Here is a 25,476-nt window from a genome sequence, read left to right on the forward strand (position 1 = left end):
GTGGCCTCCTCAGGCAGTCAATTGAAAGTGTTCGGTTACTGCGCGAGTGACCCAGGTGCGCGCCTGGCCCAGGTAGTGGGCCGGGTCGAGCAGGCGGTCCAGCTCGGCGGCTGACAGCTGGGCGGTGACCTGCGGTTCATCCGCCAGCACCGCGCGCAGGTGGCGACCCTCTGCGACGGCACGTTTGCAGCACTGCTCAAGCAAATGGTGCGCGGTTTCGCGGCCCAGGCGTTGGGCCAGCACGATGCTCACCGCTTCGGCCAATACCAGGCCTTGGGTCAGGTCAAGGTTCTGCCGCATGCGCTCGGGGTCGACTTCCAACCCTTCGCTTATCAGCAGCGCCTGTTGCAGGGCGCCGGATACCAGCCGGCAAATCTGCGGCAAGGTTTCCCATTCGGCGTGCCACAGGCCCAGGCTGCGTTCGTGCTCCTGGGGCATGGCGCTGAGCATCGTCGAGACCAACCCCGGCACGCAGGTAGCCGCGCTGATCAGCACGGCGGCGCCCACCGGGTTGCGCTTGTGGGGCATGGTCGAGGAGCCGCCTTTGCCCGGCGCCGACGGTTCAAACACTTCCGCCGCTTCGGTTTGCATCAACAGGCTGATATCCCTGCCCAGCTTGCCGAGGCTACCGGCGATCAAGCCCAGCACGCCGGCGAACTCCACCAGGCGATCACGCTGGGTGTGCCAAGGTTGTTCGGGCAAGGTCAGTTGCAATTGCGCCGCCAACGCTTCGGCCACCGGCAGGGCTTGGTCGCCGAGCGCGGCCAAGGTGCCGGACGCGCCGCCGAACTGCAGCACCAGCAAGCGCGGCTTCAACTCGACAAGACGTTGCCGGTTGCGGCTGACCGCCCCCAGCCAACCGGCGATTTTCATGCCCAGGGTCACCGGCGTTGCATGCTGCAACCAGGTACGCCCGGCCAATGGCACATCGGCGTAACGCTGCGCCTGGTCAGCGAGAACCGCGCCCAGCCGAGCCAGGTCGGTTTCGATCAGTTCCACGGCGCGGCGCAGTTGCAGCACCAGGCCGGTGTCCATCACGTCCTGGCTGGTCGCGCCCAGATGCACATAACGCTCGGCGCCGGCGTCTTCAGCGGCAATCAATTTGCCCAACGCCTTGACCAACGGAATCGCCGAATTCCCCGCCGTGGCAATCGCCGCGCCCAAGGCATCGACGTCATACAGCGACGCCAGGCACGCCTGGGCAATCGGCGCCACGGCGGCCTGGGGGATCAACCCGACCTGGGCCTGTGCGCGAGCCAGGCCGGCCTCGACATCCAGCATGCCCTGCAAGCGGCCCTGGTCGCAGAACACTTCGGCCATGCTGTCGGCCGTGAAGTAAGCGTCGAACAATTGGTTGCTCGTGCGCAGCGTCATAACGTATCCCTTACAAATCGTGGTGCAGGTACGCCGCCTGCTTGGGCAAGCGCAAACTGAACAGGAAGGCCACGGCCATCATCGCAGTGACGTACCAGTAAAAGGTGTTTTCCATGCCCATGGATTTCAACCCCAGGGCGACGAACTCCGCCGAACCGCCAAAGATCGCGTTGGCCACCGCATACGCCAGGTCGACGCCGAGGGCACGGACCTGGGGAGGAAACATTTCCGCTTTCACCAGGCCGCTGATCGAGGTGTAGAAGCTGACGATGGCCAGCGCCAAGGTGATCAGCGCGAACGCCAGGAACGGGCTGCTCACGGTTTTGAGGGTCAGCAGGATCGGCACGGTGAACAACGTCCCCAGGCCTGCGAACCACAACATCGAATTACGTCGGCCGATCTTGTCCGCCAGCATGCCGAATACCGGCTGCATGCACATATAGAGGAACAATGCGCCGGTCATGATGTAGCTGGAGGTCTTGGCGTGCATGCCCACGGTGTTCACCAGGTACTTCTGCATGTACGTGGTAAAGGTGTAGAAAATCAGCGAACCACCGGCGGTGTAGCCCAGCACCGTGATAAACGCCGCCTTGTGGTCGCGAAACAGCGCAGCGACGCTGCCGGCGTCCTTGTCTTCGCGCATTTCCTTGCTGGTGGTTTCTTTCAGGGTACGCCGCAGCAACAGTGAGATAACCGCCGCAATCGCGCCGATCACAAACGGAACGCGCCAGCCCCAGGCACGCAGCTCTTGCTCGGTGAGGATCTGCTGCAGGATCACCACCACCAGCACGGCCAGCAACTGGCCGCCGATCAGCGTCACATATTGGAAGGACGCAAAGAACCCGCGCTGGCCCTTGAGCGCGACTTCACTCATATACGTGGCGGTGGTGCCGTACTCGCCGCCCACGGACAAGCCCTGGAACAGGCGCGCTACCAGCAGCAGGATCGGCGCCCACACGCCAATGTCGTTGTAGGTGGGCAAAAACGCGATGACCAACGAGCCGGCGCACATCATCAGCACCGAAATCATCATCGAGTTTTTGCGCCCGTGTTTATCGGCTACGCGACCAAACAGCCAGCCGCCGATGGGGCGCATAAGGAACCCGGCGGCGAATACACCGGCGGTGTTGACCAACTGGACGGTGGGGTTGTCCGACGGAAAAAACGCCGGGGCAAAGTAGATGGCGCAGAAGGCATAGACGTAGAAGTCGAACCATTCGACCAAGTTACCGGAGGACGCACCAACAATCGCAAAGATCCGTTTGCTGCGTTCTTCTCCGGTGTAATGACTGGTTTCTGTGGTCATGGCGTTTTCACTCAGTGGGAACGGTTATAGCCTAGACATACTTTGCAACAACCATGTTCCGCAAGCAGACATTTGGGTAGGTGTCTTCTGAAGCGGCCCTATCGGGGGCTTGCCCCCGATAGCGGCCTGACAAGCGACTCAATAATCGAAGAACACCGTTTCCTTATCGGTCCCCTGCAGGATCACATTCCACTGATATACCCCCGCCCCATCCGGCTGGGCAATCAAGGTGCCCCGCCGCTCTGCCGGCACACAGGCCAGCAACGGGTCATCGCCATTCAACGCTTCCCCGTCGAAGTAAATCCGCGTGAGCAGGTGCTTGACCAAGCCACGCGCAAACACCAGCACCACCAAATGCGGCGCCTGGGTCGTGCCTTGAAGGCCCGGCACGCTGCCCGGCTTGATCGTGGTAAACCGGAAGCGCCCTTCGGCGTCCACCGGCACGCGGCCAAAGCCTTCGAAGTTCGGGTCGACGGCTTTGTCCTGCTCGTCCTCGGGGTGGTCGTATTTGCCGGCGGCATTGGCCTGCCAGACTTCGAGCATGGCGTCGTTGACCGCATCACCGTTGCCGTCCACCACTTGCCCACTGATCGCCACGCGCTCACCGAGGGTGGCGGCGCTGGTCAGGTCTTCGCGGTTCAGCCAGGTCAGGCCGATGTGGTAATACGGCCCTACGGTATGGGACGTGGTTGCGTAAAGACTCATCTCATTTCTCCATCGGCGTGGCGTCGCGGCCGCGCAGGACGATGTCCCAGCGGTAGCCGAGGGCATAGGAAGGAATGGTTTTCTCCAGGTCGAAACGCGCGATCAGGCGTTCCTTGGCGCTGGTATCAGGCACACAGTTGTAGATCGGGTCGTATTCCAGCAACGGGTCGCCGGGGAAATACATCTGCGTCACCAGGCGCGTCAGCACGCTGGGGCCGAACAGTGAAAAGTGGATGTGCGCCGGGCGCCACGCGTTGTGGTGGTTGCCCCACGGGTAGGCGCCGGGCTTGATGGTCTGGAACTGATACAAGCCGTCGGCGTCGGTGACAGTGCGCCCGGTGCCGGTGAAGTTCGGGTCCAGCGGCGCGTTATGCAAGTCGCGTTTATGGTTGTAGCGTCCGGCGGCGTTGGCCTGCCAGATCTCCACCAGAATGCCCGGCACCGGCAGGCCGTTTTCATCCAGCACCCGGCCGTGGATGATGATGCGCTCGCCCTGAGGCTCGCCTTCATGCTGGGCGGTAAGGTCGTTGTCCTGCGCATTGATCCGCTCGGCGCCGATGGTCGGGCCGGTGATTTCCGACAGGGAATGGGGCAAAAACACCAAGGGCTGAGACGGCGAACGCAGGTTCGTCGACTGGTAGGCCGGGTGCAGGTAATCAGGTTGGGTGCCCGCTTGCGGGCGCCGGTAACCGGGCTTGTCACTCATGGAGCAATCCTCTCTTATTAGACGCGTTCAATCGCCAGGGCCAGGCCTTGGCCGACGCCCACACACATGGTCGCCAGGCCTTTGCGGCCGCCGGTTTTTTCCAACTGATGCAGGGCCGTCAGTACCAGCCGCGCTCCGCTCATGCCCAACGGGTGGCCAAGGGCGATGGCGCCACCGTTCGGGTTGACCTGCGGCGCGTCGTCGGCGATGCCCAGCTCACGCAGCACCGCCAGGCCTTGGCTGGCGAAGGCTTCGTTGAGCTCGATCACGTCAAAATCGGTGACGGCCAGGCCCAGGCGCTCGACCAACTTGCGCACTGCCGGCACCGGGCCAATGCCCATCACGCGCGGCGCGACACCGGCGCTGGCCATGCCCAATACCCTGGCGCGGGCGGTAAGGCCATGTTTTTTGACCGCTTCGGCCGAGGCCAGAATCAGCGCGGCGGCGCCATCATTGACACCCGACGCGTTGCCGGCGGTGACGGTCTTGTCCGGGCCGTTGACCGGCTTGAGTTTGGCCAGGGCGTCGAGGGTGGTGTCACGCGGATGCTCATCGCGCTCCACCACGGTTTCGCCTTTTTTATGCGCAACCCGCACCGGCACGATTTCTTCGGCAAAGTAGCCGGCGGCCTGCGCGGCAGCGGTACGTTGCTGGCTACGCAGGGCGAAAGCGTCCTGGTCGGCGCGCGACACGTTGTAATCGTCGGCCACGTTATCGGCGGTCTGCGGCATCGCATCTACGCCGTACTGGGCTTTCATCAACGGGTTGATAAAGCGCCAGCCGATGGTGGTGTCCTCCAGCTTCATGGTGCGCGAGAACGCCGCGTCGGCCTTGCCCATCACGAACGGCGCACGGGACATCGACTCGACGCCGCCGGCAATCGCCAGCTCCATCTCGCCGCTGGCGATGGCACGGAAGGCAGTACCGATGGCGTCCATGCCCGAGGCGCACAAACGATTGAGGGTCACGCCCGGAATACTCTCCGGCAGGCCCGCGAGCAACAGCGCCATGCGGGCGACGTTGCGGTTGTCTTCGCCGGCCTGGTTGGCGCAGCCGAGGAATACCTCGTCCACCGCCGTCCAATCCACCGACGGGTTGCGCTCCATCAGCGTCTTGATCGGCAGGGCGGCCAGGTCGTCGGCACGCACCGTGGCCAGCCCCCCGCCGAAACGGCCGATGGGGGTGCGGATGGCATCACAGATAAATACGTCGCGCATCAGGCTTCTCCTGGCGCTTGGCCATGGGCGGCGGCGGTGCGCGCTTCGAGGTCACGCAGGGCCGTGAGTTCTAGCTCGGTGGGTTCGGCGGTGGTATCAACCTGGTCGGCAAACCGAATCGCCCAACCGGTGGCCGCCACGACTTGTTCGCGGGTCACGCCCGGGTGCAGCGCGGTGACCACAAACTCATGGGTGCCCTCCTCCGGCTCCATGATGCACAGGTCGGTAATAATCCCGACAGGACCGGCTCCCGGCAGGCCCAGGCGCTTGCGTGAATCGCCGCCTTCGCCGTGGCCTACGGAGGTAATGAAATCCAGCTTGTCGACAAACGAACGCGAAGACTGCTTGAGTATGATCAGTACGCTCTTGGCCGAGCCGGCGATCTCGGGCGCGCCACCGGCACCCGGCAGGCGCACTTTGGGCCGGTGATAGTCACCGACCACGGTGGTGTTGATGTTGCCGAAACGATCAACCTGGGCCGCGCCGAGAAACCCCACGTCAATGCGCCCGCCCTGCAGCCAGTAGCGAAAAATCTCACCGGTCGGCACCACGGTGTCGGCGGTTTCCGCCAGCTCGCCGTCACCGATGGACAGCGGCAGTACCGAAGGCTTGGCGCCAATCGGGCCGGACTCGTAGATCAGCACCACATCGGGCGACGACGTCAGGCGCGCCAGGTTGGCCGCTTTCGACGGCAAGCCGATACCCACGAAGCACACCGAACCGTTCTTCAGGCGGCGCGCGGCGGCGACGGTCATCATTTCATTGGTCGAGTAAGCCATTAGTTGGCCTCCTGCGCGGTGGCCAGTTTGGCCTGGAATTCACTGAAGTCGGCAGTGCCGTGGATGTATTCGTCAATCCATGCGGTAAAGGTCTCACGGTCACGGGCGATCGGGTCCCACGCTTGGTAGAAGCGGTTATCGCGCTCGTTGTAGCCATGGGCATAGGACGGATGCGCGCCCCCCGGTACGTGGCACACCGCAGTCAGGGCCCAAGTCGGCAACACACAACTGTTCATCGGTGCGTTGAGGTCGTCGACGATCTCTTCCACGGTGACGATGCAACGCTTGGCCGCCAGGGCCGCTTCTTTCTGCACGCCGAGGATGCCCCAGAGCAGCACGTTGCCTTTGCGGTCGGCTTTCTGGGCGTGGATCACGGTAATGTCCGGACGCACCGACGGCACCGCTGCCAGCACTTCGCCGGTAAATGGGCAGGTCACGCTTTTGATCAGCGGGTTGACCTTGGGCAGGTCGGAACCGGCGTAGGCCCGCAGCACCGCGAACGGCAGGCCGGACGCGCCGGCGACGTAGGCGTTGGCCAGGTCGGCATGGCTGTGTTCTTCGATCTCCAGCGGCAGCGGCCATTGCTTTTCAACCGCGTCACGCAGCCGGTGCAGGGACCCCACGCCGGGGTTGCCGCCCCAGGAAAAAATCAACTTGCGTGCACAACCGGCGCCAATCAACTGGTCGTAGATCAAGTCAGGCGTCATACGCACCAACGTCAGGTCTTTCTTGCGCTGACGAATGATTTCGTGGCCTGCGGCAGTAGGGATCAGATGGGTAAAACCTTCGAGGGCGACGGTATCGCCGTCGTTCACGAAGCGCTTGACCGCATCACGCAGGGTGAGAATTTCAGCCATGGGGTTGGGCTCCCGGTGTTGATCGAAAAAGGCGCTGAGGTGGCGCCGAACAGCTTGAAGATTAAGCCGGCCCCTTAGGCCAAACAATCCGATAATCGACTAACCGTTCGATTATCGAACCGATTGTTGGCAAGCTATCAATCAACCTCAGGTCGCATCCGCGTGGCTGACCATGCCCTTGATGACCACTGCGGCAGTCGCCAAGGCAGCCGGGATCACCAACGCCGTGAGTACCTGCTCGAAGTTCCAGCCCAGACCCAGCAGGGTCGCGCCCATCCAGGCACCGAGAATCGCGCCGAAACGTCCGATACCGAGCATCCACGACACGCCGGTGGCGCGGCCTTGGGTCGGGTAGAAGCGTGCTGCCAGGGACGGCATCGCCGATTGCGCACCGTTGACACACATCCCGGCAACCAGCACCAGGGTGGCCAGCAGCGTGATGTTGCCCAGGCTCTGCCCGACCGCGTAGGCAAACACCCCGGCCAGCAGGTAGAAGGTGCCGATGACCTTGTGGGGATTGAAGCGGTCCATCGCCCAACCCACGCCGACCGCGCTCAACACCCCGCCGAACTGGAACAACGCGCCGATAAACGCGGCCTGTTCCATGCTCGCGCCGCTGTCACGCATCAGGGTCGGCAGCCAGCTGGTGAGCAGGTAAACAATCACCAGGCCCATAAAGTAGGTGAGCCACAGCAACAAGGTGCCGGCGCTGTAGGTGCCGGCGAAAATCACCGCCAGCACATTGCGGGCCTTTACGGTTTTTTGCTCGGGCACGCTGAAATGGGTGGCTTGACCCACGATATGGGGCTCGATGGGTGACAGTGTTTTGCGCACCTTGTCTGCGCCGCGATTGCGCACCACCAGGTAACGCGCCGATTCCGGCAACCACACCAGCAGCACCACGGCCAGGATCAACGGCAGGATGCCACCGATCAGCAACAGGCTGTGCCAGCCGAACGCTGGTATCAGCTTGGCCGAGATAAACCCACCACCGGCCATGCCCAGGTTGAACCCGCAGAACATGCTGGTTACCAGCAGCGACTTATGGCGTTCAGGGGTGTATTCGGACAGCAGCGTGGTGGCGTTGGGCATCCCCGCCCCCAGGCCCAGCCCGGTCAGGAAGCGCAGCACCAGCAGTTGATCGACGTTGCTGCTGTAGGCCGACGCCAGGCTGAACGCGCCAAACACAAGCACCGCGCCCACCAGCACCACCTTGCGGCCGAAGCGGTCGGCCAGCGGGCCGGAACCCAGCGCGCCAAACACCATGCCGATCAACGCGGCGCTCATCACCGGCCCGAGGCTGGCGCGGTCGATGCCCCAATCCTGAGACAGCGCAGGCGCGATAAAGCCCATGGCGGCGGTGTCGAGGCCATCGAGGAACACAATCAGGAAACACAGAATCACCACGCGCCACTGATAGCGTGACAGTGGCTGGGCGTTGATAAAGGACTGTACGTCCAGGGTGGAACCGACAGAAGGCTGATTCATTATTTTTATTCCACACCGATGGCGGGCCGACCACCTGGGGTCGTCATTATTATTGGGGGCACTGGCAAGAGCGCTGCCGCACATTAATAAGCCTGGGGAAACACCGTCAATTGATCACGCCGGGATCTGTGCGGTCACCGAACACCTTAGGCAAACAGCTGCGCGCTCAACTCACGGCTGGCACTGAGCATGCTCGGCAGGAAGCGCTGTTCCAGCTCGCTGCGGCTGACCCGTCCGGCGTGGGTGCTGACATTGAGCGCCGCCAGCACTTGGCCCGACGCGTCATACACCGGTACGGCAATCGAACGCAGGCCCTGTTCCAGTTCCTGGTCGACGATACACCAGCCCTGCTGACGCACTTGTTGCAGGCACTCGAACAGCGCTTCGGGGGTGGTCAGGGTGCGGCTGGTCTTGGTGGGCAGATCGGCGTGGTCGAGGTAGTCCTGCAGTGACGCGTCATCCAGCGCCGCGAGCAGGATGCGCCCCATGGAGGTGCAATAGGCCGGCAACCGCCCTCCCACTGACAGGTCGACCGAAATCAGGCGCTGGGTCGTGGCCGAACGAGCGATGTAGAGAATGTCATCACCTTCGAGGGTGGCCATGTTGCAGGCTTCGTGAAGCTGCTCGCTCATGCGGTCCAGATAAGGTTGCGCCGACACCGCCAGCGGCGTGGACGACAGGTAGGCATGGCCCAGGGTCAGGACCTTGGGCAACAGCGAATAGGTACGCCCGTCGGTGGTGGCGTAGCCGAGTTTGATCAGGGTGTGCAGGCAACGGCGTACGGCGGCGCGTGGGATTTCGGTGCGATGGCTGATCTGGGCGATGGTCAGGTGGCGCTTGCGTTCTTGAAAAGCCTGCACCACGGCCAGGCCACGGGCCAGGGAAGTCATAAAGTCCGGATCACCCGTGAAAGCCTGGATGCGCTTGGCTGGCGATGCAACGATCGGCGGCGCCACTGACGCGAAAGAGTTGCGCAATTGATCGTTCATGTGGGGGTCCTATTCTCTTATTGTCAACCACTGGAGGGATGGGGCTGCTATTACAAGCCGCGTCGGCCGCGATGCACAAGGCAGCGCCAAGAACATTGGGCGATTATCGGACGATCCGGCGATTATCGCAATTTGGCTGCCGCCCATGGGCTACGAGCGAGAAAACCGCGTAAACCCACCGCAGCGTTAAGGAGAAGTTGTTAACTCTGACCACTTTATACAATCTACGACGCCAGAACGCCTGCAAACTACCCACGCGTTGGTGTAATAAAACGCTCATACAACGTTGACGCTTTTTAACTTTATGCCGATAGTGTTATTCAAATGCGCCGCTATAATGCACCCTGTGCGCGGGTCACCCTTTATCGGGGCCCACGTTCGCCAGGCCATGCACATGCAGTGCATCGGCGGTTGCAACTACCCGCCTCGAAAGGCTGCCGACACCCAGTAATTTCGCCTCATTCAAAGTTGAACACCCACGGTTCAACTTTGGACAACGCGAAGGTGCCAGTCAGGCATAACGTTGCACTGTAATTACACTCAACTCAATTAGGTAACAATGTGACGAAAGATGAACTGCGCGCGGAACTTGAGCGCCAGGAGCAACGTTACAAGGACGTTTACGGCGGGGAAGTCACCACCTACGCCGCCCAGCCTGAACCTGAGCGCAAACCATGGCGCAAACGCGCCAGCTTGCTCGACCAGGCATTTGCCCAGGAAATCCAAAAGATTGAACAGGAACTCAAAGCCGAAGAGCCATAAGCGCTTCGGTTTGAGCCCAGGGCCGGCCTCGGCTGCTCGCCATGCCGGCAGCCGGCAATCCCGCGCCCTTAATCACCTGTAAAATTTCTTACAAATATTTCAGACATGACGTTTTGATGACAAAACCCTGCCTTCTCGCCCCGGCGCGTTATAAATCAAAGGCTTGCCAAAGCCCCGAAAAGCCTGGGACAGCCCGCTTCTACCCGGTTTTTTTCACTGAAGATTGTTACCGATGAGCAGCTAGTGCATCGATTACCGAGGTTTTCTGGCATAATCGCGCCCCCTTACGACCGGGTCAGAAAACCTTCATGATCGATTTATTCAGCGGACTGGATGCTTGGGTTCTCGTGAGCCTGTTGCTCGCCCTGGCCTTTGTCCTCGCCTTCGAGTTCATCAATGGCTTTCATGACACCGCTAACGCGGTGGCCACAGTCATCTATACCAAAGCCATGCCGCCGCATCTGGCCGTGTTCTTCTCCGGGGTGTTCAACTTCCTCGGCGTGTTGCTCGGTGGTGTCGGTGTCGCCTACGCCATCGTGCACTTGCTGCCGGTTGAGTTGCTGATCAACGTGAACACCGGCCACGGTCTGGCCATGGTCTTCTCGTTGTTGGCAGCGGCGATCACCTGGAACCTGGGCACGTGGTACTTCGGTATCCCCGCTTCCAGCTCCCACACGCTGATCGGCTCAATCCTCGGTGTCGGCCTCGCCAACGCCCTGATCAACGATATCCCCTTGGCTGACGGTGTGAACTGGCAGAAGGCTATTGATATCGGCGCCTCCCTGGTGTTCTCGCCGATGGCCGGCTTCCTGGTCGCAGCCCTGGTGCTGATCGGCCTGAAGTGGTGGCGCCCGCTGTCGAAAATGCACAAGACGCCGGACCAGCGCCGCAAGCTCGACGACAAGAAGCACCCGCCGTTCTGGAACCGCCTGGTGCTGGTGATCTCCGCCATGGCCGTCAGCTTCGTGCACGGCTCCAACGATGGCCAGAAAGGTATCGGCCTGATCATGCTGGTGCTGATCGGTATCGTGCCGGCCCAGTTCGTACTCGACCTGGGCAGCACCACCTACCAGATCGAACGTACCCGCGACGCCACCGTGCATTTGAGCCAGTTCTACCAGCGCAATAACGCCACGCTCGGCGAATTCCTGGCACTGGGTAAAAGCGTGAAGGATGACCTGCCGGGCAAGTTCCAGTGCAACCCGCAGCAGACCGAGCCGACCATCAATGCGCTCGTCAGCACGTTAAAGGGTGTCTCCGACTACCACTCGTTGACCTCCGACCAGCGTATCGAAGTGCGCCGCTACCTGCTCTGCCTGGATGACACCGCGAAGAAAGTCGGCAAGCTACCGGGCCTGGAAGCGCGTGAGAAGGCTGACCTGGACAAGCTGCGCAAAGACCTGACCGCCACCACCGAGTACGCACCGTTCTGGGTGATCCTTGCGGTAGCACTGGCCCTGGGCCTGGGCACCATGGTGGGTTGGAAGCGCGTGGTCCTGACCATCGGCGAGAAGATCGGCAAGCAGGGCATGACCTATGCCCAGGGCATGTCGGCGCAAATCACCACCGCGACGATGATTGGTTTTGCCAACATCTTCGCCCTGCCGGTATCCACCACCCACGTACTGTCTTCCGGCGTGGCCGGTACCATGGTTGCCAACAAAAGCGGCCTGCAAGGCGGCACGGTCAAGACCATCCTGATGGCTTGGGTGTTGACGCTGCCGGCAACCGTTGGCCTGTCGGCCGGGTTGTTCTGGTTGGCATCAAAGGCGCTCGGCAGCTAATAGTCCGCTGCAATAAAAAAAGGTGCGATCCGCAAGGGTCGCACCTTTTTTATTGCGTGTTTCAAACGCACCATTGTCCAACTGCGGGAGCCCGCGCCCCGCTTCATGTATCAAATAACAGGCAAAAAAAAGGCGACCGAAGTCGCCCAAAATGCCTTGCGTGCTCATGTAACCCGGAAAAACCTATGGTTTTTTACGCTTGTTCGCGTCTTTCCAGATAAAAAATCCAAACCCTACAAAAAACAGCACCATGAGGCTTACAGTCAGCACTCCGGCGAATACCACATTATCGATAAACATGACCGGCCTCCTGTGCTTGCCCTGTTGCGATAGGGCTAAGTTAATGGAGAAGGCGGGTTGGAAAATTGACGAGGATCAATGTCGCCCACAACAGGGCGTAAAGAAGGGCAATAACTGACCTGCATCAATAGATGCAGGGGGGGTTCAACGCTTTTTAGGTTTGTTTTTTGATTTTTTCTTGGCTTTCCCTAAGGGCATCGCCTGCTCAAACGCTTGGCGAACTTCATTCAGGCGCTTGTCATTGAGGTCATGAACTCGCTTGGCGCGTTCGGCACTCAGGTCAATCAACTTGTCGTCTTCACTCATGGCTTGGCTTACGTCGTGGCGGGAATGGCCCAATAATGCGGCCTCTCCCGCCTGACGGCAAATCAGCGCAAGACAAAAGGCAGGCCCTCGCCCAAAATCGACATTCTCGACCCGACCCAGGAAGCCCATTCAGGTGGCACTGCACAAAGACCTTCCGCCGTTGCTGGCCCTGCGCGCCTTTGAGGCGGTGGCCCGGCACTTGAGCTTTATCAAGGCGGCGGATGAGTTGTCGGTGACCCAGAGTGCCCTCAGCCATCAGGTACACAAGCTTGAGCAATACTTGGGCAAATCGATGTTTGTACGACGCACCCGCGCCATCGACCTGACCGCCGATGGCCAGCAGTACTACAACGAAATCCGTCCCGCCCTCGACATCATCGCTGCCGCGACCCGCGCGCAACGGGTAGCCCCCGGCACCACGGTGTTGCGCATCGGCCTGCTGGCGTCCTTCGCCACGCTGTGGCTGGCCCCGCGCCTGGCCGGGTTTCTCAGCCGCTACCCGCACATCCAGGTGGAACTGCTCCCGGCGATTCAACTGGCCAACGTTGCCGCTGCGCACGTCGACCTCGCCATTCGTTACGGCAAAGGCGGTTGGCCCGATGTAAAGGCCACGCGACTGATGCCGGAAGTGATCTCACCGGTGTGCAGCCCCGCGTTCAAGGCCAGCCGACCGCACAACGCACCGCTGTTGATGGCCACCTCGCACAGGCCGTTCGAGTGGACGGATTGGTCCCGGCATTATCAAGTCGACCTGCAACTCCACCCCCGCGTGATGCTGCACGACTACAACATCGTGGTCGAAGCCGCCGTGGCCGGCCAAGGCATTGCCATGGGGCGTCACCGCCTGATCGAGCGCCGGCTCCAGGACGGCAGCCTGGTCGAGGCTTTCGACTGGCCGCCCTACTACAGCGACATCGGCTACTGGCTGATCAGCCCTCAAGGCGCCACCAACGAAGCGGCCGACTGCTTTGGCCAGTGGTTGAAACAAGCCTGCGGCGATGCTTGAGTTATTTCGATACGTCGAGTGAGTTCTATCCGTTTGTCGCCGCCTCCCGAGCACCACATGCTTGCGCCTTTAGAACCCGAAGGATTGAGATCATGAGCGACTCCCTGCGCCTGGGCGTGTTTATCGCCAGCAGCGCCGATTTCCAGCGCCAAGGTGTGGTGGCCAACGGTGCGTCGAACCTATTGGTCAATGTCCTCGGTGAAAAGGGCCGCCATGTGCGCACGGCGGTGGGTGTTTGCAGCCTGCCGGCCGGCGTAGCGGTGGAGGTTGACGCGATTTTCGAGCTGCGCCCATGAGCCCGCTCGACGTGCGGCAATTGCGGGCCGCCACCCCCGGCTGCCAATCGGGCATCGTGCACTTCAACCATGCCGGAGCCTCCCTACCGAGCCAGGCAACCCTCGATGCCATCATCGATCAACTGCAACGCGAAGCCCGCGACGGCCCCATGGAGGCGGGTGAACAGGGCGCCGTGCTGATGGAAAACGCCCGCAGTGCCGCCGCGCAATTGCTCAACGCACCCACCCGCGCGGTAGCCTTCGCCGGCAGCGGTTCGGCCGCCTGGAATATGGCGTTCCAGGCCTTGGGCCCCTGGCAGCCGGGCGACCGTATTCTGGTGGGCCGTCATGAATGGGGCGGCAACCTGGCAAGCATGCAGTTGGCCGTGCAGGCGGGCGCGCGCGTGGAAGTGATCCCCTGCGATGAAACCGGCGCGGCCTGCCCGCTGGCGCTGGCGTCAATGATCGACGCGCACGTAAAGCTGATCGACCTCACCTGGCTGCCGGCCAACAGCGGCCTGATCAACCCCGCGCAGGCCATCGGCGAAGTGGCCAGGCGCCATGCGATCCCCTATTTCATCGACGCCGGCCAAGCCGTGGGCCAAGTGCCCGTGGATGTGCAGGCGCTGCATTGCGATGTGCTCAAGTCAGCCGGTCGCAAACACCTGCGCGGGCCTCGGGGCACAGCATTGCTGTACGTACGCCCGGATTTCCTGCAGCGGTTGAACCCTGCTCAGCGCGACGTATTTTCGGCACCCTGGAGCCCCCAGGGGTTCGACCTGCGCGACGACGCCCGGCGTTTTGAAACCAGTGAGGTGTCTTTCGCCTTGTTGGCGGGGTTGGGCAATGCACTGCAGGAGATGAATCGATTGGGGATTGAGCGCGTGTGGGAACACGTCTCCCGAACCAGCGCGCGAATCCGCGCAGCACTGTGTGAGATTCCGGGCATTTGCCTGCATGACCTGGGCGCGAAGCAATCCGGCTTGATCGCGTTCAACCTCGCAGGTTGGGACGCCTTTGAACTGAAGCGACAATTGGGTTTGAAGCGGATCAATATCGGTGCCAACGGCGTGGCCTACACCCCACTGGATATGCAGGCGCGCGGCCTGCCCAGCATTGCGCGAATCTCCGTCAGCCCCCTCAATAACGATCACGACATCGAACGGCTGATGGCTGGCCTGCGGGAACTGCGCGGTTAAACCTCGACGTCCACCCACAAGCCCTGGCGCGGTGCATCTTCGATCAGCGGCACCACGGGTACCGTGTTATCGGCGTTGAGCAGGTCGCCGGGGATCGCCAGGTGCTGGTCGGGGTCCGCGTCGGCTTCGCGCCGGCGTTTCTGTTGTTCCTGCTGGCGGCGCTGTTCTTCACGCAGCAAAAAGGTCGACTGCTCGGCATCGCCCTTTTTCAGGTCGATCGTGCTTTCGTTGGCGCCCGCTTGCACGGGGACCACCGGCGGGATATCCGGTTTCTGGCGGACCGGGTCGAGTTGTGACGTAACCGGCACAACGCTCACGGGCAGCATAGGTGGCAACATAATCTTTCTTCTCCTGATCAACAGGCTGTCGGCGCAACACAGGGCGACTTGAACACCCGTTCGCCAACCTGTGACCCAGTCGACACTCGCAAGTGCCCGCCACCTGTCGATTCACGGCTCGCCGCCGCCCTCAAACGGAGTAGTTTTTGTCAGAGTCCTTTGGCTGAGGACCTTGTTCCGTTAAGATAGTCGGCTTTTTCACGGCGGGAGTCAGGCAGCATGGCGCAGCAGTATCAACCGGGGCAACGCTGGATTAGTGACAGCGAAGCAGAGCTGGGGTTAGGCACCGTTCTGGCACAGGACGGCCGCTTGTTGACCGTGCTCTATCCGGCCACTGGCGACACTCGCCAGTATGCGCTACGGAATGCGCCCCTGACCCGCGTGAGGTTCTCGCCGGGCGACTCCATCACCCATTTCGAAGGCTGGAAAATGACCGTACGGGAAGTCGACGACGTCGACGGCTTGCTGGTCTACCACGGCCTCAACGGGCAGAACGAGCAGGTCACCCTGCCGGAAACCCAGCTCTCCAACTTCATCCAGTTCCGCCTGGCCAGCGACCGTCTGTTCGCCGGGCAGATCGACCCGCTGGCCTGGTTCTCGCTGCGCTACCACACTCTGGAGCACACCAGCCGCCAATTGCAGTCCTCGCTGTGGGGCCTGGGTGGCGTGCGTGCGCAACCTATTGCCCACCAACTGCACATCGCCCGCGAAGTGGCTGACCGCATCGCGCCACGGGTGTTGCTGGCCGACGAAGTGGGCCTGGGCAAGACCATCGAAGCCGGCCTGGTCATCCACCGCCAGTTGCTGTCGGGCCGCGCCAACCGTGTGTTGATCCTGGTACCGGAAAACCTGCAGCACCAATGGCTGGTGGAAATGCGCCGCCGCTTCAACCTGCAGGTTGCGTTGTTCGATGAAGAACGCTTTATCGAAAGCGATGCCGCCAACCCGTTCGAAGACACCCAGTTGGCCCTGGTGGCCCTGGAATGGCTGGTGGACGATGAGAAGGCCCAGGACGCGCTGTTCGCCGCCGGCTGGGACCTGCTGGTAGTCGACGAGGCCCACCACCTGGTCTGGCATGAAGAAAAGGCCAGCGCGGAATACGCACTGGTGGAGCAACTGGCCGAGGTGATTCCTGGCGTGCTGCTGCTCACCGCTACTCCGGAGCAACTGGGCCAGGACAGCCACTTCGCGCGCCTGCGCCTGTTGGATCCGAACCGTTTCCATGACCTGCAAGCCTTCCGCGCCGAAAGCGAAAACTATCGCCCGGTGGCCGAAGCCGTGCAGGAACTGCTCGACAAAGGCCGCCTGTCACCGGCGGCGCACAAGACCATCCAGGGTTTCCTCGGCAACGAAGGCGAAGCGCTGCTCAGCGCCGTCAACGATGGCGACACCGAAGCCGGTGCACGCCTGGTGCGTGAGCTGCTCGACCGCCACGGCACCGGCCGCGTGCTGTTTCGCAACACCCGCGCCGCCGTGCAGGGCTTCCCGGAGCGCAAGCTGCACGCCTACCCGCTGCCGAACCCGGACGAATACCTGGAACTGCCACTGGGCGAACACGCCGAGCTGTACCCGGAAGTCAGCTTCCAATCGCAGCCGGACATCGAGGAAGAAAACCGCTGGTGGCGCTTCGACCCACGGGTGGAGTGGCTGATCGACCAGCTGAAAATGCTCAAGCGCACCAAGGTGCTGGTGATCTGCGCCCACGCCGAAACCGCCATGGACCTGGAAGACGCCCTGCGCGTGCGTTCCGGCATCCCGGCCACGGTGTTCCACGAGGGCATGAACATCCTCGAGCGCGACCGCGCGGCGGCCTACTTTGCCGATGAAGAATTCGGCGCCCAGGTGCTGATCTGCTCGGAAATCGGCAGCGAAGGTCGCAACTTCCAGTTCGCCCACCACTTGGTGCTGTTCGACCTGCCGTCGCACCCCGACCTGCTGGAACAGCGCATCGGCCGTCTGGACCGGATCGGCCAGAAGCATGTGATCGAATTGCACGTACCGTACCTGGAAACCAGCCCGCAAGAGCGCCTGTTCCAGTGGTACCACGAAGCGCTGAATGCGTTCCTCAACACCTGCCCGACCGGCAACGCCCTGCAGCATCAGTTTGGGCCACGCCTGTTGCCGCTGCTGGAAAGCGCCGACGACGGCGAGTGGCAAGCCCTGATCGACGAAGCCCGCGCCGAGCGTGAGCGCCTGGAGCAGGAACTGCACACTGGTCGCGACCGCCTGCTGGAGCTTAATTCCGGCGGCGCGGGTGAAGGCGATGCGCTGGTCGAAGACATCCTTGAGCAAGACGACCAGTTCGCCCTGCCGATCTATATGGAAACCCTGTTCGACGCGTTCGGCATCGACAGCGAAGACCACTCGGAAAATGCACTGATCCTCAAGCCGAGCGAAAAAATGCTCGACGCCAGCTTCCCCCTGGGCGACGACGAAGGCGTGACCATCACCTACGACCGTAACCAGGCGCTGTCACGCGAAGACATGCAGTTCATCACCTGGGAACACCCGATGGTGCAGGGCGGCATGGACCTGGTGTTGTCCGGCTCCATGGGCAACACCGCCGTGGCGCTGATCAAGAACAAGGCGCTCAAGCCGGGCACCGTATTGCTCGAACTGCTCTACGTCAGCGAAGTGGTTGCGCCGCGCTCGCTGCAACTGGGCCGCTACCTGCCGCCGGCTGCGCTGCGCTGCCTGCTGGACACCAACGGCAATGACCTTTCCGGCCGCGTCTCGTTCGAAACCTTGAACGACCAACTCGAAAGCGTGCCCCGCGCCAGCGCCAACAAGTTCGTACAGGCCCAACGCGATCAACTCACCCCGCGCATCAACGCCGGTGAAGAGAAGATCACCCCGCGCCACGCCGAACGCGTGGCCGAGGCCAAGCGCCGCCTGGCAGCGGACACCGACGAAGAGCTGGCACGCCTGAGCGCCTTGCAAGCGGTCAACCCGACCGTGCGTGACAGCGAACTGGTTGCCCTGCGCCACCAACGCGAGCAAGGCCTGGCCATGCTCGACAAGGCAGCGCTGCGACTGGAAGCGATTCGGGTGCTGGTGGCGGGTTGATCAGCATTTGAGTCAAAAAAAGGCCCGCAATGCGGGTCTTTTTATTGGCCTTGAGGGCCTCATCGGGAGCAAGCCCCCACATTTGACCGCGTATCCATGTGGGAGGGGGCTTGCTCCCGATAGCGTCACCACTGTCTCAGGCCGTAGCCACCGCAACCGGCACCTCAACCGCACTCAACCCCTCTTTCATCCGCTTGGCATCGCGCACAAAACTGCGCGAGGCCTGGAACAGAAACAGCATGGTCAAGAACAGCGCCACCGGGATCAGGTACATGGCGTCGTGCAGGACCACCGCTTTATAAGCCTCGGTCATCTGTTCAGCCCCCGCTGCGTACATCGCCGAATGGGCAAAGTGATCGGACAAGCCGCCCACCACGATCGGCCCCATGCCGCCGCCGAGCAAATACAACCCGGCAAAGAACAACGCCATCGCGGTCGCCCGCAGGCGTGGCTCAACCACATCCTGGATGGCCGTGTACACGCAGGTATAGAAGTTGTAAGCGAACAACCAACCCACACTGAACAGAGCCACGAACACACCAATCTCGATGCGCCCGGCATGCAAGGCCCAAGCGGTGGTGACGGTGGAAATGATCAGGCTGAACGCGGCGAACAACAGCCGTCCATTGGCGATGCGTTGATGGATCTTGTCGGCAATCCAGCCGCCCAGGGTCAGGCCCACCAGGCCGGTCAAGCCGACGATGACGCCAGTGGCCACCGCCGCGTCCTGCAACGGCATGAGGAAATAACGTTGCAGCATCGGCACCAGAAACGAATTGCACGCATAGGTGGCGAAGTTAAAACACAGCCCCGCCAACACCAGCCAGAGGAAGGTCGGTACCGCCAGGACGCGGCGAATCGGGCGGTCGACGCGTTCCTGGGACACTTGCACGGTTTCGGCCGCACCGCGCTTGGGCTCCTTGATATAGAACATGAAGACCGCGAGGATCAGCCCCGGCACCGCGGCAATAAAGAACGGCGCACGCCAGCTGTCGAACGCCTTGACCATTGCGCCAATGGTGAAGAACGCCAACAACAGCCCCAGCGGCAGGCCCAGCATGAAAATCCCCATGGCCCGGGCCCGGCGGTGCGCCGGGAACAAATCGCCGATCAGCGAGTTGGCGGCCGGCGCATAACTGGCTTCGCCGATACCAATGCCCATGCGCACCAGCAAAAAACTCCAGAAACTGCCGACGAGCCCGTTGATCGCCGTCAGCCCGCTCCAGGCAAACAGGCCCCACCCCATCAGTTTGCTGCGCGAACCGGTGTCGGCCATGCGCCCCAGCGGCAACCCGGCGATGGCGTAGACGATGGTGAAGGCGGTGCCGATGATGCCGAGCTGGAAGTCGCTCAGGTGCCACTCCATGCGGATTGGCTCGATGATGATCGCGGGGATGGTGCGATCGAAGAAGTTGAACAGGTTGGCGAGGAACAGCAGGAACAGAATGCGCCAGGCATTCGCCGCTTGGGTCGAGTTCTGCATGGGTCCGTCTCTTTTATTGTTATGAGAGCTGCGATGCCCGATGCATCCTGCTCAGGTACCTGCAACATAGTCAGGCGCGCGACGGTTGTCTGTAATGATTCGTAAGGCTGATAGGGCGTAATTTCGCCCGTCGTTACGGGACTTTCCTGACAAAAATATATGTGTGTGCCCCCCTTCCTAATGGCCATGGCATGGATAGAATGGCGAGCCTTCCCGTCGTTCCCCTCCCTTACTTTTTATTGATGACGCCCATGTCCGAAGCCAGTCCGTGTCTGAGTTGCGGTGCCTGCTGTTCACACTTTCGTGTGTCTTTCTTCTGGGGCGAGTGCGCCTCATCGGGCGGCACCGTGCCCGATGACCTGGTGGTGCAGATCAACCCCACCCGCGTGGCGATGATCGGCACCGACCAAAAACCCGCACGATGCTGCAGCCTTGAGGGCGAAGTGGGCAAAGGCACGCGTTGCTCGATTTATGAGCAACGCGCAAGCCCTTGCCGAGAATTCGATGCATCGTGGAGCCAGGGTGAACACAACGTCGATTGCGATGCCGCGCGCGCCGCATTCGGCCTGCCGCCGCTGCAAGCCCCATTCGATTTGGACCTGCCCATCAGCGCTTAGCAGCGAACGCTATGGATGCGATGCCAAATTAGTTAAAAGCAAAGTGCCATTATCCGTGGAAAATCCCGCGCGGCTTCTATACTCGAGCCCATAGGTCACCGCCCTAGGCAGTGACGTGGGAGCTATGACGGGGCGTGCTATGGAATGGCTGGGGCTGATTTTTTTCACCGACCTTCCAGAAAACGGGCACTTATTGCTCAATTGCAGCCATAACCCTTTTCTGGTGCTGCTGGCTTATTTGGTCGCCTGCGCAGCTGGCTTCGGCACGCTGGACATGGCTGAGCGGGTCGGTCATGTCGAAGACCCCACCGCCCGTCGCCACTGGCGCTGGCTCGGTGCCAGCTGCCTGGCAGGCGGTATCTGGTCCACCCACTTCATCAGCATGCTGGCCTTCCAGGCGCCCATCGCCATTCATTACGAATTGATCACAACGTTCGCCTCGCTGGTCATCGCCCTGATCGCCTCGTTGTTCGCCATGCGCACCCTCAGCCATACGAACCTGCAGCTGCATCAATACCTGCTGGCATCGCTGTGGATGGGGCTGGGCATTGCCTTGATGCATTACGTCGGTATGTCGGCCATGCGCTCCCAGGCCCTGGTGTATTTTGAGACCGGGCGCTTCTTCGCCTCAGTGGTTATCGCCATTGGGGCCAGCCTGGCCGCGCTATTGTTGTCGAGCTACCTGCGCACCGGCGCGGGCATGTTTCATCAATTGCTCAAATACGCCGCCAGCCTGGTGTTGGGCGCGGGCATTCTGAGCATGCATTTCACCGGCATGGCCGCCATGCAGATGCTGGTGCCGGACGGGGCGGACCTATCATTGCCCCTGGCCGATAACCCCACGCAACTAGGCCTGTCGGTGGCGGTGATCACCCTGCTGGTGATCGGCAGCAGCATCAGCGCGGCCCTGGCGGACAAGAAGCTGCAACACAAGGAGCGCGACCTGCGTCGGGTCAATACGCTGCTCAGCGAACTGGACCAGGCCCGCGTCTCACTGCAACAGGTCGCGCATTACGACGCGCTGACCGATTTGCTCAATCGCCGAGGCTTCAACCAGATTTTTGCAGAGAAAATCGCGGAAAAAACCGCTTCAGGTGGCATGCTGGCGGTTATCTTCCTCGATATCGACCACTTCAAGCGTATCAACGACAGCCTCGGTCATGACGCCGGTGACCAACTGCTCACCGTACTGGCCGGCCATATCAAAGGCTCTGTGCGAAGCCATGCGGACGTAGTCGCACGGTTTGGCGGCGATGAATTCTGCATCCTGATCAGCATTCACCACCGCGACGAAGCCCGGCACCTGGCTCAACGCATTTTGCAAAAAATGAAAGAGCCGGTCGAACTGGCCGGCCGCCGCATGGTGATGACCACCAGTATTGGCATCAGCCTGTTTCCCGACGACGGCCAGACCTGCGAAGAACTGCTCAAAACCGCCGACATGGCGCTGTACCAGTCCAAAGACGCAGGGCGTAACAGCTTGCATTTCTTCAGCTCCAACCTGAAGACCCGGGCCTTCCTCGAGCTGCAATTGGAAGAAGAGCTGCGCAGTGCCCTGCACACCCAGAAACAACTGGTGCTGTTTTACCAACCGATCTTCGACATGCAACTGGGCAAGGTAACGCGCCTGGAAGCCTTAGTGCGCTGGCAGCACCCGCAGCATGGTTTGCTGGCCCCGGACCGCTTTATCGGCATCGCCGAAAGCAATGGGTTGATCGCTGAACTGGATCACTGGGTCCTGCGCCAGGCCTGTCATGACTTGAGCCTGCTCTCCGACAAGGGTTACACCGAACTGACGATGGCCATAAATTGCTCGGCCCTGAACCTGGCCCGTGATGAACTGGCGGACGAAATCGAAGATGCCCTGCGCTTCAGCGGGATCGCTGCAAACCGCCTGGAACTGGAAGTCACTGAAAACGCCCTGATGGGAAATATCAGCAGCACCCTCGCGTTGCTGCGCCAACTCCGCGCCCTGGGCGTGTCGCTGGCCATCGATGACTTTGGTACCGGTTACTCCTCGCTCGCCTACCTCAAGCGCCTTCCGCTCAACATGTTGAAGATCGATCGATCGTTTATCCAAGACATTCCCAAGTCGAGCGCTGACCTCGAGATCGTCCAGGCGATTATCGGCATCGCCCACACCCTGCACTTGCGGGTCGTGACCGAGGGCGTGGAAACCCAGGCCCAATTCGAGCTATTGCATGACCACGGCTGTGATTTCATTCAAGGCTATCTACTGAGCCCGGCGGTGCCCGTCAGTGACATCATTGGCGTAATGCAAGGCATCGACAGACACAACCCGCTTCGTTCGCTCGCTACGGCGGGTGCCCAAAAGGCGCGTTCGCCAAACGAGCCAGCCCCTGGTCGAAGCGGTGCTTTCATCGTCCGGCCAATACGCTGACGCCCAAACTTTGGCATTTCGCCATCAGTTAGCTAAAGATCGCCGACAAACGGCCGATTCATCAGAGTCCGGCCAGGTTTTCCTTGAGAACACAGGGACACGCCCGAACACGCCGGACAAGGACGCACTGCAAAGTCGCGAACACCCATTCCGTGATGGCCATTTGATTCTTTTCAGCCATCCGCCCAGGCACATGGCGCACAATGACTTCTAAAAATAACCCTGCCACCGTGGTATCCGACGTGTTGCCCACAGCTCCTGCGGACAAACCCTCAGGTTCAAAGTCATTGAGCACCACACGCCCGCTGGCCACCCAGCAGTACCTGTACTTCACCGAAACCAATACTGACCGCATCCTCGACAACCTCGACGGCCTGCGCGACATGGTGTTCCCGCGCCCGCCCCATCTTGAAGGCGACAGCGATCCGCGCAGCGAACAGGAATTTCCCTCGGTGTGCCTGATCGGCCTGGGCCGCTGCGGTTCCAACATTGCGCTGGACGTGGCGGAGTTGGTCTATAACGCGCGCAAGTTCTACCTGAACGAATTCAGTAACGAAGACAAACTTCAATTTAAAAAGACCCAGGGCTACAGCCCCACCCAGTGGATCCGCAATAACCTGCGCCTGGGCGGCGGCAAACCCAGCAAACCGGTGTTCCTGGTGGAGCCACTGGTGATGCTGGGCGACCTGGACAAAGACATTGCCGGGCGCATCCGCTTTTCGCGCAAGGGCGAAAAAAGCGGGTTCCTGCGCGACTACAGCAAGATGAAAATCATGGACCTCTCCGAAGTCCATGCCGGCGGCGCCGGTAACGCGCCGATCCTCGGCCAGTACCTGGCCAAGATCATCCTCAACAAAGACACCCAGCGCTTCTCCAGCCCCGACTGGAAGATGATCCACTCGTACCTGATCGACTCGTGCGGCATCAAGGCCAACCAGTCGCGCCTGTATTTTTCGATTTTCAGCGCCGGCGGCGGTACCGGCTCGGGCATGGCCTCGGAGTTCGGCCTGGCCCAGCAGCACTCGTACATGAACAAAACGTTCGACACCAAGCCCGCCGACGAGCACGACAGCAAGAGCGGCCACGCATTTGTGTTCGAGCCGATCTTTACCAGCGGCATCTGCGTGCTGCCGAATATTTCCGATCACCGCAGTGAAATGTCCGAGGCGCTGCACATCAACGCCGGGCGACTGCTGTGCAAGTACCTGTCGGAGGAATGGGACTTCTCGTACAACTTCGCCAATGAAGACAGCAGCGAAGCCAGCGTGAAAGGCCGTATCCGCCCGTGGAACGCGATGATGCTGATTTCCAACGACATCATGCGGTACGCCGAAGAGAGCGATGACGGCAACATCCAGAACATTGACGTCAATGCCATGGAAAAACACGCCAACCAGTACATCTCCCAACAGATCTTCAACATTCTCACCGCCCAGGCCGTGACCACCGACTACGACCAGAACTACTTCCGTCGCGCCGGCATCGACATCGGCGAAACCATCCGCCTGGATGCCAACGACCTGTTTATGAGCCTGGCGGGCCCGGTGGCAATTGCCTACGCCGAATCCGTCGTCCCGGAAACCCCGGCGCCGTCGAATGACAAGTTCAAAGTGTTCGAAAAAGAGCCGCAGCGCCTGAACATCGACGACCTGTTCTTCCGCTCCATCGACTTGCCGCACTTCAACAAGGTCACCCAAGCCATCGAAGGCATCAGCCTGTTGCCGATCGAATCCAAGCGTTACAAGGCGTCTCTGGAGCAGTACAAGAACTCCGGCTACGACGCGGCGGCGCTGCACGACCTGCACTTCTTCAAGAACTGCTCGTCGGTGGTGTCCATCGTCTCGCTGCCCAAGGACTACAAGCTGTCCTATATGGACCTGAACCGGCTCAAGACCCACCTCAACAGCCTGTTCCCCAACACCACGCTCAAACGTTACGCGCTGGTGATCGGCGCGTCGGCCAACCTTTCGCTGACCACCCTGATCGCCAAAAGCCCCTGCCTGTCGGATGATTTCCTGACGCTGATCGTGGCCTTTATCAAGCGCTGCTTCGCCCGTAACCCGTACCGCTTCGACGATACGCTGGACAACTCGATCCTGGACTTCATCATCCATGAGGACTTCGATGAAGACCGCATCGACGAGTTGCTCAACGAATTCGAGAACCCGGCCAAGATCCTCGACACCAACTGGTATGCGATCAAGCCGATGTATGAGAAGAAGTACCGCGAGCTGATCAACGACAAAGACAAGTTTGTGTCGATCAATGACATTCGCCTGTCACGCGATTGCGTGAAGAAGGCGATTAAGTACCTGCGCGAGATTTACCGTCATCGCATCGGCAAGACCAAGGTTATTTCGCTGAATAACCATACGGGCAAGACCGCTTAGACCAAGGCGCCCGTTCGCGAGCAAGCCCGCGCCCCTACCTGACCGCATGTGTGCTGAGATTCGGTCATGTGGGGGCGCGGGCTTGTTCGCGAACGGGCGCTAGACCCGGCAACTGATTTTCTCAGCCT

21 protein-coding genes and 1 pseudogene are annotated in these 25,476 nt (G+C 61.2%); 9 read left to right on the forward strand and 13 right to left on the reverse strand.

What is annotated here, in order from left to right; genetic code table 11:
• Positions 1 to 9: 9 nt before the first annotated feature.
• The 9 genes from AB4O23_RS25545 to pcaR form a co-directional block, all read right to left on the reverse strand.
• Complete coding sequence (locus tag AB4O23_RS25545) at positions 10 to 1,374, reverse strand: 3-carboxy-cis,cis-muconate cycloisomerase (RefSeq protein WP_017530467.1); 1,365 nt, start codon at positions 1,372 to 1,374, stop codon at positions 10 to 12.
• 10 nt (positions 1,375 to 1,384) lie between these two features.
• Positions 1,385 to 2,680: an MFS family transporter gene (locus AB4O23_RS25550; RefSeq protein WP_460061171.1), complete on the reverse strand. Its 1,296-nt coding sequence runs from the start codon at positions 2,678 to 2,680 to the stop codon at positions 1,385 to 1,387.
• A 138-nt stretch (positions 2,681 to 2,818) separates the two neighbouring features.
• Positions 2,819 to 3,385 carry a protocatechuate 3,4-dioxygenase subunit alpha gene (gene pcaG, locus AB4O23_RS25555; RefSeq protein WP_017530465.1) on the reverse strand — a complete coding sequence of 189 codons (567 nt, stop codon included), beginning with the start codon at positions 3,383 to 3,385 and terminating at the stop codon, positions 2,819 to 2,821.
• Position 3,386: 1 nt separating this feature from the next.
• Positions 3,387 to 4,091 (reverse strand): protocatechuate 3,4-dioxygenase subunit beta, encoded by a 705-nt coding sequence (pcaH, locus tag AB4O23_RS25560; RefSeq protein ID WP_460061173.1) that lies wholly within the window; start codon positions 4,089 to 4,091, stop codon positions 3,387 to 3,389.
• Positions 4,092 to 4,108: 17 nt separating this feature from the next.
• The gene (pcaF, locus tag AB4O23_RS25565; protein ID WP_460064045.1) at positions 4,109 to 5,311 is read right to left on the reverse strand and encodes a 3-oxoadipyl-CoA thiolase; all 1,203 of its coding nucleotides are present in this window, start codon (positions 5,309 to 5,311) and stop codon (positions 4,109 to 4,111) included.
• A complete protein-coding gene (locus tag AB4O23_RS25570; RefSeq protein WP_017530462.1) occupies positions 5,308 to 6,087 on the reverse strand; it encodes a CoA-transferase subunit beta in 780 nt (259 codons plus the stop codon). Before AB4O23_RS25570 ends, pcaF begins: the two co-directional genes overlap by 4 nt.
• Positions 6,087 to 6,944: a CoA transferase subunit A gene (locus tag AB4O23_RS25575; RefSeq protein WP_460061175.1), complete on the reverse strand. Its 858-nt coding sequence runs from the start codon at positions 6,942 to 6,944 to the stop codon at positions 6,087 to 6,089. Before AB4O23_RS25575 ends, AB4O23_RS25570 begins: the two co-directional genes overlap by 1 nt.
• 147 nt (positions 6,945 to 7,091) lie before the next feature.
• A complete protein-coding gene (locus tag AB4O23_RS25580; protein WP_065877130.1) occupies positions 7,092 to 8,432 on the reverse strand; it encodes a 4-hydroxybenzoate transporter PcaK in 1,341 nt (446 codons plus the stop codon).
• A gap of 146 nt (positions 8,433 to 8,578) precedes the next feature.
• On the reverse strand, positions 8,579 to 9,421 hold the full coding sequence (pcaR, locus tag AB4O23_RS25585) for a pca regulon transcriptional regulator PcaR (RefSeq protein ID WP_017530459.1): 843 nt from the start codon (positions 9,419 to 9,421) through the stop codon (positions 8,579 to 8,581).
• A gap of 561 nt (positions 9,422 to 9,982) precedes the next feature.
• Here pcaR and AB4O23_RS25590 point away from each other — a divergent pair.
• Both AB4O23_RS25590 and AB4O23_RS25595 read left to right on the forward strand, forming a co-directional pair.
• Positions 9,983 to 10,183, forward strand: coding sequence for a hypothetical protein (locus tag AB4O23_RS25590; RefSeq protein WP_003172389.1), 201 nt, complete (start codon positions 9,983 to 9,985; stop codon positions 10,181 to 10,183).
• Between the two features lie 308 nt (positions 10,184 to 10,491).
• Positions 10,492 to 11,967: an inorganic phosphate transporter gene (locus AB4O23_RS25595; protein ID WP_017530458.1), complete on the forward strand. Its 1,476-nt coding sequence runs from the start codon at positions 10,492 to 10,494 to the stop codon at positions 11,965 to 11,967.
• Between the two features lie 183 nt (positions 11,968 to 12,150).
• Here AB4O23_RS25595 and ccoM read toward each other — a convergent pair whose 3' ends face one another.
• On the reverse strand, positions 12,151 to 12,267 hold the full coding sequence (gene ccoM, locus AB4O23_RS25600; protein ID WP_017530457.1) for a cytochrome c oxidase subunit CcoM: 117 nt from the start codon (positions 12,265 to 12,267) through the stop codon (positions 12,151 to 12,153).
• Between the two features lie 144 nt (positions 12,268 to 12,411).
• A complete protein-coding gene (locus tag AB4O23_RS25605) occupies positions 12,412 to 12,702 on the reverse strand; it encodes a hypothetical protein (protein WP_135196484.1) in 291 nt (96 codons plus the stop codon).
• 4 nt (positions 12,703 to 12,706) lie between these two features.
• Here AB4O23_RS25605 and AB4O23_RS25610 point away from each other — a divergent pair, with 4 nt between their 5' ends.
• The 3 genes and pseudogenes from AB4O23_RS25610 to AB4O23_RS25620 all read left to right on the forward strand — a co-directional run bounded on the left by AB4O23_RS25610 (position 12,707) and on the right by AB4O23_RS25620 (position 15,053).
• A complete protein-coding gene (locus AB4O23_RS25610; protein ID WP_068935519.1) occupies positions 12,707 to 13,579 on the forward strand; it encodes a LysR substrate-binding domain-containing protein in 873 nt (290 codons plus the stop codon).
• Positions 13,580 to 13,683: 104 nt separating this feature from the next.
• Positions 13,684 to 13,875, forward strand: a pseudogene (locus AB4O23_RS25615) (RidA family protein); the annotation flags it as partial.
• The gene (locus AB4O23_RS25620) at positions 13,872 to 15,053 is read left to right on the forward strand and encodes an aminotransferase class V-fold PLP-dependent enzyme (RefSeq protein ID WP_017530453.1); all 1,182 of its coding nucleotides are present in this window, start codon (positions 13,872 to 13,874) and stop codon (positions 15,051 to 15,053) included. The pseudogene AB4O23_RS25615 and the gene AB4O23_RS25620, both read left to right, overlap by 4 nt.
• Here the strand turns inward: AB4O23_RS25620 and AB4O23_RS25625 are convergent.
• Entirely contained in the window at positions 15,050 to 15,391 is a 342-nt protein-coding gene (locus tag AB4O23_RS25625) for a hypothetical protein (RefSeq protein WP_017530452.1), read from the reverse strand. The genes AB4O23_RS25620 and AB4O23_RS25625 overlap by 4 nt on opposite strands.
• Positions 15,392 to 15,610: 219 nt before the next feature.
• Between AB4O23_RS25625 and rapA the strand changes: the two genes are divergently transcribed.
• Positions 15,611 to 18,457 carry an RNA polymerase-associated protein RapA gene (gene rapA, locus AB4O23_RS25630; protein ID WP_137219924.1) on the forward strand — a complete coding sequence of 949 codons (2,847 nt, stop codon included), beginning with the start codon at positions 15,611 to 15,613 and terminating at the stop codon, positions 18,455 to 18,457.
• A gap of 136 nt (positions 18,458 to 18,593) precedes the next feature.
• On the opposite strand, the gene AB4O23_RS25635 is transcribed toward rapA, so the two are convergent.
• Positions 18,594 to 19,940: a spinster family MFS transporter gene (locus AB4O23_RS25635; protein ID WP_460089565.1), complete on the reverse strand. Its 1,347-nt coding sequence runs from the start codon at positions 19,938 to 19,940 to the stop codon at positions 18,594 to 18,596.
• Positions 19,941 to 20,191: 251 nt separating this feature from the next.
• Between AB4O23_RS25635 and AB4O23_RS25640 the strand changes: the two genes are divergently transcribed.
• The 3 genes from AB4O23_RS25640 to AB4O23_RS25650 all read left to right on the forward strand — a co-directional run bounded on the left by AB4O23_RS25640 (position 20,192) and on the right by AB4O23_RS25650 (position 25,348).
• Positions 20,192 to 20,557 carry a YkgJ family cysteine cluster protein gene (locus AB4O23_RS25640; RefSeq protein ID WP_065877134.1) on the forward strand — a complete coding sequence of 122 codons (366 nt, stop codon included), beginning with the start codon at positions 20,192 to 20,194 and terminating at the stop codon, positions 20,555 to 20,557.
• A gap of 139 nt (positions 20,558 to 20,696) precedes the next feature.
• Positions 20,697 to 22,958 carry a putative bifunctional diguanylate cyclase/phosphodiesterase gene (locus AB4O23_RS25645; RefSeq protein ID WP_026067470.1) on the forward strand — a complete coding sequence of 754 codons (2,262 nt, stop codon included), beginning with the start codon at positions 20,697 to 20,699 and terminating at the stop codon, positions 22,956 to 22,958.
• Between the two features lie 203 nt (positions 22,959 to 23,161).
• A complete protein-coding gene (locus AB4O23_RS25650; RefSeq protein ID WP_017530447.1) occupies positions 23,162 to 25,348 on the forward strand; it encodes a hypothetical protein in 2,187 nt (728 codons plus the stop codon).
• Positions 25,349 to 25,476: the final 128 nt, after the last annotated feature.

This window comes from Pseudomonas sp. H2_A10, from assembly GCF_054680085.1.